The 10,001-nt window shown below is 69.3% G+C and carries 5 protein-coding genes; 3 read left to right on the top strand and 2 right to left on the bottom strand.

What is annotated here, in order from left to right:
- Positions 1 to 48: 48 nt before the first annotated feature.
- Complete coding sequence (locus tag ACFWGJ_RS36445; protein WP_387333175.1) at positions 49 to 2,727, bottom strand: cellulose binding domain-containing protein; 2,679 nt, start codon at positions 2,725 to 2,727, stop codon at positions 49 to 51.
- Between the two features lie 173 nt (positions 2,728 to 2,900).
- Positions 2,901 to 5,813, bottom strand: a complete 2,913-nt coding sequence (locus ACFWGJ_RS36440; protein ID WP_387333174.1) for a glycoside hydrolase family 48 protein — start codon at positions 5,811 to 5,813, stop codon at positions 2,901 to 2,903.
- Between the two features lie 447 nt (positions 5,814 to 6,260).
- On the opposite strand from ACFWGJ_RS36440, the gene ACFWGJ_RS36435 reads away from it, so the two are divergent.
- The 3 genes from ACFWGJ_RS36435 to ACFWGJ_RS36425 all read left to right on the top strand — a co-directional run bounded on the left by ACFWGJ_RS36435 (position 6,261) and on the right by ACFWGJ_RS36425 (position 9,880).
- On the top strand, positions 6,261 to 7,982 hold the full coding sequence (locus tag ACFWGJ_RS36435) for a glycoside hydrolase family 6 protein (RefSeq protein WP_387333172.1): 1,722 nt from the start codon (positions 6,261 to 6,263) through the stop codon (positions 7,980 to 7,982).
- Between the two features lie 161 nt (positions 7,983 to 8,143).
- A complete protein-coding gene (locus ACFWGJ_RS36430) occupies positions 8,144 to 9,049 on the top strand; it encodes a class I SAM-dependent methyltransferase (protein ID WP_387333170.1) in 906 nt (301 codons plus the stop codon).
- Positions 9,050 to 9,178: 129 nt separating this feature from the next.
- A complete protein-coding gene (locus ACFWGJ_RS36425; RefSeq protein WP_387333169.1) occupies positions 9,179 to 9,880 on the top strand; it encodes an SDR family oxidoreductase in 702 nt (233 codons plus the stop codon).
- Positions 9,881 to 10,001 lie beyond the last annotated feature (121 nt).

The following is a 10,001-nucleotide window of genomic DNA, read 5'->3' as shown; positions in this document are numbered from 1 at the left end:
GCGCGGACCCCAGCGGGTCCGCGCCCTCCCGTTCGTCCCGCCCGGGGGTCAGGTCACCGAGCAGGACTGGTCACCGAGCTTGAACGCCGTCGGCTTGGTGTTCGATCCCGACCAGCTGCCCGTGAAGCCGAAGCCCACGGACGAACCGGCCGCCACGTTCGCGTTCCAGCTCACGTTCTTCGTCGTGACGGCCGCTCCGGATTGGGTCGGCTCGGCATTCCACGCCTGGGTGATGCTCTGCCCGTCGGCGAAGGCCCAGCCGAGGGACCACCCCGTCCACGCGGTCGTGCCGGTGTTGGCGAGCTGCACGTCCGCCTGGAAGCCGCCCGACCACTGATTGGTGATCTTGTACGTGACCGCGCAGGCCCCGGTCGGCGTCGGGTCCGTACCGCCGCCCCCGCCCCCGCCGCCCGCGTCGGACGAGTCGCCGTAGATGACACCGCGCCCGTTCGTCGACACGTACACCCGCCCGTAGACGCGCGGATCGCCGGTGATGGCGGCACCCGTCCAGCCCCACTGGTGGGCGTCGTCGTTGATACGGGTCCAGGTGGCGCCCTTGTCCGTGGAGCGGAAGATGCCGCGAACGCCGCCGATCTTCGCGCTCGTGTAGAGCGTCTGGTAGGAAGCGCCGGTCGCCGCCTTGCCGAATCCGATGGTGTCCGCCTGCTCGACGTTCGACCGCTTGCTGAAGGTCGCGCCGGAGTCCGTGGAGTGCCACAGCCCGTACGCTCCGTCGCTCGCCCCGCCCGCCAGCCAGACGTCACCCTTCACCCCGGGAAGCGCCTTGAACCGTACGCTGTCGCCGCTCGGCAGTCCGGTCGCGGAGGAGGCGGTGAAGGTCGCCCCGCCGTCCGAACTGACATAGAACTTGCCGGACTTGAAGCCGTAGAACGTCTTCGGGTCGACCCGGTCGGACTCCACGACCGCGCCGGCCGGGATGCCGCTCGACGCCGTCCACGACGTACCGAACCCGGTCGCGTAGTGCACGCCCGTGCCCGCCGGGCTCCACACGAACCGGCTGCCGTCCGAGGCCGAGGCGACCGTGCCGCCGCCGCTCACCCCCGAAGGGTCCGTACCGGCGAACCAGTTGGCGCCGTTGTCCGTCGAGAACGCCACGTGCGGACCGGAGTCCAGGTTGCCCGCCCGCACCACGATGCCCGGGTCGGACTCCGCGAAGTCGAGGCTCGTCGTGCTGGTGAAGTTCGGCGAGGTGAACATCATCGACGGGACCTTGGTGAGGTCCGTGTGCCTGAACCCGCCGATGTCCCCCAGGGCGCTGAGGAGTTGGGCGCCGCTGGACGGGGGAGCGGCCAGGTCGTTGACGGCCGTCTCCTCAAGACCCTGCACCATCGGCTTGACGGTGAACTGGCCGCCGCTGTCCCACTGGCCCAGGTTCTCGGTCCCGTAGATCGTCGCGCCCGTGCCGTACATCATCCGCGCCGAGTTGAACGGATCGATCTCCAACGCCTCGGTCATCCAGCCCAGTTTGGGTGTCTGCTCGGGCGGCGACGGATTCGCGCCCCAGGTCAGCCAGGGCGAGGACGACACATCCATGGTGAAGCGGTTCGAGCGGTTGGGGTACGACGTGTAGTCCCACGCCTTCGTCCAGGTCCCGCCGCTGTCGGTGGAGCGGAAGATCTGGGTGTCGGGCCACCACGAGCTGTACGCGGTCGCCATCACCGTGCCCGGCTTCTGCCGGTCGACGGTCAGCCCGCTGAAGCCGTAGTAGGTGTCGGCCTCCGCGACCGGGCTGATGTCCGTCCACGCGCCGGTCGCCGTCGTGTACCGCCAGATCCGGCCCTTGCCGCCGTCGTACGGGCCGCCCTTGTCGCTGTACGCGAGATAGAGATAGCCGTTCGTCGCGTCCAGGACCCCCTTGTGGGCCAGGTAACCGGTCGGCTGCCCGGCGATCCGGGACCAGGTCGCGCCCGCGTCGGTGGAGCGGTAGACGGCGTTGTCCTTGTCGGCGACCCCGACGTAGATGTTCTTGGTGGCGTCGGTGCCCGTGCTGCTCGACTCGTCGAAGGTGACCCAGGCGATGCCCTGGTTGTCGGAGGCGTACCCGCTGGTGTCGGTCGCGTCCTGGACGTAGTTGCCGACGTTCGGGAAGTTCGTCACCTGCGACCAGGAGGCCCCCGAGTCGGTGGACCGCCACAGGCCCTTGCCGCTCGGCGCGCCCAGGTACAGCACGCTGTTCTTATGGGGGTCGACGGCGAGCCGCTCACCCATGCCGCGGCCGGGCATGTTCCCGCCGAGCTTGAACGGCAGATCGGCCTTCAGCCAGGTCGCGCCCCGGTCGGAGGACCTGAGCACGGCCCCGTTCCCCGGGTCCCAGCTGTTCGTGTACGTGCCGACGGCGGCGTACACCTTGCTGGGCGCGACCGGGTCGGAGGCGAGGCTCACGACCCCGGTGTGCCCCCAGCGCTCCCAGCCGACCGAGTCGAGCAGCGGCGTCCAGCTCTTCGACGCCTCCTGCCAGCGGTAGGCGCCGCCGATGTCGGTGCGGGCGTACGCGAGGTTCTTCTCGGACCGGTTGAACACGATCCCGGGGACGAAACCGCCCCCGTCGATGCGCGCGTTCTTCCAGGTATAGGTGTCGGCGGCGATGGACACCGCCGGCCCCTTCTCGACAGGCTGCGCGGCGAGCGCGGGAGGCGCACCGGCGAGCAGCCCGGCAGCAAGCCCGAGCACAGCGGTCAGGACGGGGGTTCTTCGGGTTCTTCGCACGGTGAGGGTCCCTTTCGTGAGGTGAAAGGCGTGACGACCGGGCGGCTCCGTGGGGGTGGAGCCGCCCGGTCCCGGTGCACACGAGCCCCTTCAGGGGCGCGGGGAACTGCGCGGCCAGCCACATCCGGCCCGCAGCCTCAGTACCGCCCCACCCGCGGAGCGACATGCGGGGGCTATTCGAGAAGCTCCGCGTAGGACCCCATGGCGAGGGCGATATCCGCCTGGGCCCAGAACCGGTGATAGGTGAATGAAGGCGCGGCCCCGCCGGCCAAGTACGCCTCGATCTTCGACCACGCGGGATCGTCCTCGTAGAACGACCGGATCGAGTCGAACGTCGACGACGAGTTCACGGCGTCCCCGTTCGGCATCCTGCCGCTCCACCCGCTCGGCACGTACACCGAGTCGTCGAACCGGTTGTAGTCGGCCCGTGTCTCCGGCACCGCGACACCCAGCGCGTCCTGGTTGTTCGCCCACATGCCGTCGAGCAGCGCCTTCGCCGTGGTCCTCGCCTCGGTGTCACCGGACCGGTCCGCGTAGTACGTCAGGGTCTTGGCGTACGCGGCCGCCACCCCGACGTCGTTGGTGTAGTCGGCGACGGTGACGTGAAGTCCCGTGTTGGCACCGGGACTTGAGGCGTTCCAGGTGTCCGGCTTGCCCGACCACTGGAGCGTGCTCGGGATCCGGAAGGTGCCGTCCGGGTTGACCGTGGTGTGGGCCAGGGCCCAGTCGACCCACTTGTCGAGGACGGTCTTGGCGTCCGCGTTGCCCGTCTGCTGGTAGTACTCGGCGACCCGTTCCATCGACCACGCCTGGAAGCCGAACCACTGGTTGGACGGCGGGTCGTGGTAGACGGGCTTCTCGTCGTAGTACATGCCGTAGAAGGTCGGCGTCCCGGAGGGCGGTGTCGCGTAGCGGCCCTGCCAGCTGTTGGTCGCGCCGCCCGCGATGGCTCCCTCACTGGACTGCAGCCACCGGTAGAACTCCAGCTGCCTGCCCAGCGACTTGGCCCAGTCCGTCTGTCCTGTGGCCGACTTGGGCTTCAGATCGGCGTACGAGCTGAGCGCGTACGCGGCGAGCGGGTTCTGGTAGCCGCCGTGGGTGTGGCTGGAGCCGATGCGCCAGGCCCAGCCGGCCGAGGTGTCGGTCGCGCCGCCCCACGCGTAGTACCAGTTGAGCAGGTAGTGCGAGGCGTCCTTGCCGGTGCCCGCCGGGCAGGTGGACGGACCCACACAGTTGCCGATCTTCTTGAAGTACTTGTCGTACATCGAGTAGCGGAGATAGTCACCCATCTTCGCCGCCTTGCCGACGGTCGCGGACACGTCCGCGCCCTTGCCCTGCGCCTCGGCCCAGATGTCCGCCCAGTACGCGGCCTGCACGGCCCGCGCGTCGGCGTCCGGGGCATTGGTGAACTTCCACTGCTTGGCGTAGGACGCGTCCTTGGTGAACAGGTCCAAGTACCCGTTCGTGCCGCCGTACTTGAAGGCGTCACAGGTCGGCTGAGGAACCGTCTCCCACACCGACTCCTGCGCGCCGCGCTGGAAGGTGTTGATGTACGAGGGACCGGTGTCGGACGGGCCCGCCTCGCACTTGCCCGGCGAGTTGCCGTACCCGTAGACGTTGTCCACGTCCTGCAGCCAGTGCATGCCGTACACGTCGTCCGTGCCGTACGCGCTCTTCAGCTCGGCCGCGATCGGGTCCGGGCCCACCGAGATGCCCGAGTCGAGCTGCGCCGGGTACTCGTTCGGCGTGTCCAGCTCGGGTGCGTACGTCGCCGGCTTCGAGGCGTTGTAGAACGAGTTGGTCGGCTGGTCGGCGTGCGTGGGGATCATGAACTTCTCCATGATGTCCCAGGCACCGTTGAACTTCGACCAGTCGCCCGTGACCTTGCCGTACATGGCCTGCAGCCACAGCAGATAGCTGTACGCCTCGGACGTCGTCTCATGCCCGTGGTCGGGTGCCTCGACGATCAGTGTCTCCACCGAGTGGTACGGGATGCCCTCCGGTGAGAAGTAGCCGTTCGCCGGGTTGGTGATCTTCCCGTAGAGGTCCAGGAAGCGGGCGTCGTACTCCTTCGACGCGGCGAGCTGGGTGACGGTCACCGACGCCTTGGCGTGGCCGGTGGCCGTCGAGTCGAAGACGGCCGAACCGGTGCCCGTGGCATTGGCGGTGACGGTCACCTTCTGTGCCGTGGCCCAGTTCGACGGGGTGAAGGTCAGCGACGCCCCGCCGGTGACGGACAGCCCCGTGTTGCCGCTCGCGCGAGCGGTCGCCACGGTCACGTTCGCCGAGGGCTGGGTCGAGAGCTTGACGTCGTAGGTGCCCGTCTTGCCCTGCTGGACGCCGAGTTGGGTCGGTGAGACCACCACCGCGGGACCCGAGGCGACCGTGATGCCCACCGGAGTGGACTCCGCGGACGCGCCCAGGCTGTCGTACGCCTTCGCCAGCAACGAATGACTGCCCACGCCCAGGCCGGTGGCCGAGAGCGAGTACGGGGAGCTGGTGTCGGTGCCCAGCAGGGTCGTGTCGTCGTAGAACTCGACCTTGCTGATCGTGGCGCCGTCCGCCGCCGCTGCCGTCGCGGCGAGCGGGACCGCCGTCCCCTGGGAGTACACGGCACCCGCCGCGGGACTGGTCAGCACGGTGATCGGCGGCTGATGGGCGCCGGCGCAGGTCGTGCCGTTGATCGCGAAGGAGGTGGGTGCGGTGTTGGTGCCGCTGTACGTGAACTGGGCGCCGGTCGTGACGGCCGCCCCGGCCGCGATGGTCCCGTTCCAGGACGCGTTCGTCGCGGTGACCGTCCTGCCGGACTGCGACCAGGTGCCGCTCCAGCCGCTGCTCAGCTGCTGGTTGCCGGTGTAGCCGTACGTCAGGGTCCAACCGCTGATCGCCTCCGTGCCGCGGTTGGTGAGGGTGAGCTCGGCGGTGAAACCGGAGCCCCAGTCGTTCGTCCTGTAGTCGACGCTGCACTGAACGGCCGCCGCCTGTGCAGGAGTTGTACCGGTGGTGAGCATGGTCAGCGGGAGCGCGAGGGCCGCCACCACGGCTGTCCACATCCGCCGCGCACGGCGTCTGCGTCTGGGTGCCATGTTCTGGTTCCTCTCCTTGCGGCTCGGAGATGGGGGGAGGAGCAACAAGCCTTGAACCAGTGGGAGCGCTCCCATATTGGAGAGAGGGGTGCAAGGGGTCAAGGTGCTTGAAGAGTCGAAATGATTCGATAGATCAAGAGTGCAGCTCCTCTGTCGTTTACCAACACTTGGCGCTACCTTCGTCCGCACCAGTGGGAGCGGTTCCATCAGTCGACGCGTCCGTCACGGCGCGACCGCACTGCAAGGAGTCGCTCATGCACCACCCCCGCGTTCACTTTTTCCAGTGGCCGGCCTTGAGCGGTCGGCGCGGGTGCACTCCTTCATCGGCCGCGCCGTGACGTGCTTCGACGTGCTCCGGGCTCCGAACTCCTCACGACGGCACCACCACGTCGTTCGGCATCGGGCCGCGGGCTTCCGCGCGCCCTCGACGAATAGGACACCCCGCACATGAGCCGTACCAGAACTGCACTTCTCGCGGCGCTGGCGCTGGTCGCCGGGACCGCGGGCGCCGCCGTCGCGGCGATACCCCCGGACGTCGGCGCCGCCGCCGTCCCCTGCACCGTCGAGTACAAGGTGCAGAACCAGTGGGACACCGGCTTCACCACCGCGGTCACGGTCACCAACAACAGCGCGGCCAAGTCCAGTTGGGCCGTGAAGTGGTCGTACGCCGGCAACCAGAAGGTCACCAGCGGCTGGAACGCCAAGCTCAGCCAGAGCGGCACCGCGGTCACCGCCGCCAACGAGAGCTACAACGGCACGCTGGGCACCGGGAGTTCGGTCAGCTTCGGCTTCAACGGCACCTACAGCGGAACCAACGCGCTGCCGACCACCTTCACCCTCGACGGGGTGACCTGCAACGTCGACGACGGCGGCACGGACCCCACGGATCCCACGGACCCGACCGATCCCGGCACCGGCAGCCGTGTGGACAACCCGTACTCCGGCGCCAAGGTGTACGTGAACCCGGAGTGGAAGGCGAAGGCCACCGCCGAGACCGGCGGCAGCCGTATCGCCAACCAGCCGACCGGTGTGTGGCTCGACCGGATCGCCGCGATCAACGGTGTGAACGGCGGCATGGGCCTGCGCGCCCACCTGGACGCGGCGCTCGCGCAGAAGGGCTCGGACGAGCTGGTCGTCCAGCTGGTCATCTACAACCTGCCCGGCCGTGACTGCTCCGCCCTGGCGTCCAACGGAGAGCTGGGCCCGACGGAGATCGACAAGTACAAGACCCAGTACATCGACCCGATCGCGGCGATCCTCGCCGACACCAAGTACGCGGGTCTGCGCATCGTCACCACGGTGGAGATCGACTCGCTGCCCAACCTCGTCACCAACGTCACGCCGCGGGCCACCGCCACCGCCAACTGCGACACCATGAAGGCGAACGGCAACTACCAGAAGGGCGTCGGCTACGCGCTGAACAAGCTCGGCGACGTGCCCAACGTCTACAACTACATCGACGCCGGACACCACGGCTGGCTCGGCTGGGACGACAACTTCGCACCCTCCGCCGCGCTCTTCAAGGAGGCCGCCTCCACCGAGGGCGCGACCGTCGCCGACGTGCACGGCTTCATCGTGAACACCGCCAACTACAGCGCCACGAAGGAGAACCACTTCACGGTGAACGACACCGTGAACGGGGCCTCGGTCCGCACATCGAAGTGGATCGACTGGAACCGCTACGTCGACGAGCAGTCGTACGCGCAGGCCATGCGCACCCAGCTGGTCTCGATCGGCTTCCCGTCCGGCATCGGCATGCTGATCGACACCTCCCGCAACGGCTGGGGCGGCACGGCACGGCCCACCGCCGCCGGACCGACGACCACCGTGGACACGTACGTCGACGGGGGCCGCTACGACCGGCGCATCCACCTCGGCAACTGGTGCAACCAGTCCGGTGCGGGCCTCGGCGAGCGGCCGCAGGCGGCGCCGGCGACCGGCATCGACGCGTACGTGTGGATGAAGCCGCCGGGTGAGTCGGACGGGTCGAGCACCGCCATCCCGAACGACGAGGGCAAGGGCTTCGACCGCATGTGCGACCCGACGTACACCGGTAACCCGCGGAACAACAACAACATGTCCGGTGCGCTGGCGAACGCGCCGCTGTCCGGACACTGGTTCTCCGCGCAGTTCCAGGAGCTCATGAAGAACGCGTATCCCGCTCTGTGACCTTCGCCTGACCGCGTGGTCGCCTGAAAGATCAAGAGATTGCGCCGTTCCCCGCGCCCCTGAAAGGGGTGCGGGGAACTGTTGCCGTTTTGGCAACGTGAGTGGCTGTTTTCGGGAGGCGAGAGCAGGCTGGAGGTATTCCGAACGAAAGGCTCGCAGCCATGGCGCACGGTCACGAACAGCACGCCGGCAACGGTCACGGCCACGGTCATGGCCACAGCCACAGCCACATCGACTTCGCCGAGATGCTTCCGATGCTGGAGCAGGAGGCCGAGCTGTTCAGTCCGCTGTACACGCAGGCGGCGAGCTGGCTGCGGAAGATGCGGCCGGACCCCGAGCTGATCGTGGACGCGGGCAGCGGTCCCGGTGTCATCTCCTGTCTGCTCGCCGACACGTTCCCCGCCGCCCGGGTCATCGCCGTGGACGGCGAGGAACCCCTCCTGGCACGGGCCCGCGAACGCGCCGCACGGCGGGGGATCGCCGACCGCTTCGGCACCCTCCGGGCGGAGCTCGGCGAAGGGCTCGGCGACCTGGAGTACCCGGCCGACCTCCTGTGGGCGAGCAGGTCCCTGCACCACGTCGGCGACCAGCGGGGCGCCCTCGCGGGCTTCGCCGACCGGCTCGCGCCCGGCGGCACCCTCGCGCTCCTGGAAGGCGGCCTGCCCTCGCGCTACCTCCCGCGCGACTTCGGCATCGGCCGTCCCGGACTCCAAGCCCGGATGGACGCGATCGAGCAGGAGCGGTTCGCCCGGATGCGGGCCGAGCTGCCCGGTGCCGTCGTGGAGGACGTCGAGGACTGGCCGGCCCTGCTCTTGGCGGTGGGCCTGCGCCACACCGCGACCCGTACCTTCCTGCTCGACCTCCCCGCCCCCGCCTCCGACGAGGCCCGCGCGTTCGTCGCGACCTCCCTCGGCCACCGCCGCGACGGCCTCGCCGAAGGCCTCGACGCCGACGACCGCGCGACCCTCGACCGGCTCCTCGACCCGGAGGACAAGGCGAGCGTGTACCACCGGCCGGACGTCTTCGTGCTCACGGCACTGACGGTGTACGTCGGGGTGAAGCCGTAGCTCCTTCCCCCCAACTAGGCCTGGCGCGAACGGTGTTGACATCGAGTGCGCTCCAAGTGATGGACTCCCGGCACTTCGACGAACCACTTCGCCGGACACGGCCTGGCCGAACACGCCTTGGGGGATCACATGACTGGCTCACCGGTTGCACTCATCACCGGCGGCGGCAGCGGAATCGGGGCGGCGGTCGCCCGGCAACTGCTCGACGCCGGGCACCGGGTGACCGTGACGGGCCGCGGGGAGGAGCGGCTGCGCGGCTTCGCGGAACAACTCGGCAAGCCCGAGGGTCTGTTGACGTTCCAGGGCGACGCCGCCGACTACGGCCACGTGCAGGCCGCGGTCGCGGCGACGGTGGAGAAGTTCGGCCGCCTCGACACCGTCGTCGCCAACGCCGGATACGCCACGCACGACACCGTCGCCGAGGGTGACCCGGCCGGCTGGCGGGACATGGTGCTGACCAACGTGCTCGGACCCGCGCTGCTCGTCCGGGCGTCGATCGAGCAGCTGAAGGAGACCCGCGGCCGGATCGTGCTCGTCGGCAGCGTGGCCGGGCACGTCCACGGCCCCGGCAACATCTACGGGGCGACGAAGTGGGCCGTGACCGGCCTCGCCGAGAACACCCGCCGGCAGGTCACCGAGTACGGGGTGGGAGTGACGCTGATCTCACCGGGGCGGGTGGAGACCCCCTTCTGGGACAGCTACGGCAGTCTGCCGCCCGGCCATCTGCTCACCTCGGACCAGCTCGCGGAGTCGGTCGTCTGGGCGATCCGCCAGCCGGCCGGCGTCGACGTCAACACGGTCGTCGTACGGCCGGTCGGACAGCCGGTCTGAGCCGGTCGGACACCTGGCGGACCCCGCCGGACACCGGCGAAGCCGCCGCCCGGCCCCGGGCGGCGGCTTCAAGGTGCGGGCGCGCGGTGATTAGGCCCCCGCCTCACTAGTTTAAGGTCGC

It is taken from the genome of Streptomyces sp. NPDC060205 (assembly GCF_042728395.1).
GTDB lineage: Bacteria > Actinomycetota > Actinomycetes > Streptomycetales > Streptomycetaceae > Streptomyces.
Note: the sequence above shows the minus strand (reverse complement) of the source record. Positions and strands in the feature narration are given on the sequence as shown.

Bases quoted from the DNA above. Each gene is read 5' to 3' on its own strand.
- ACFWGJ_RS36440 (WP_387333174.1), bottom strand. From the start codon at position 5,813: ATGGCACCCAGACGCAGACGCCGTGCGCGGCGGATGTGGACAGCCGTG.
- ACFWGJ_RS36435 (WP_387333172.1), top strand. From the start codon at position 6,261: ATGAGCCGTACCAGAACTGCACTTCTCGCGGCGCTGGCGCTGGTCGCC.
- ACFWGJ_RS36430 (WP_387333170.1), top strand. From the start codon at position 8,144: ATGGCGCACGGTCACGAACAGCACGCCGGCAACGGTCACGGCCACGGT.
- ACFWGJ_RS36425 (WP_387333169.1), top strand. From the start codon at position 9,179: ATGACTGGCTCACCGGTTGCACTCATCACCGGCGGCGGCAGCGGAATC.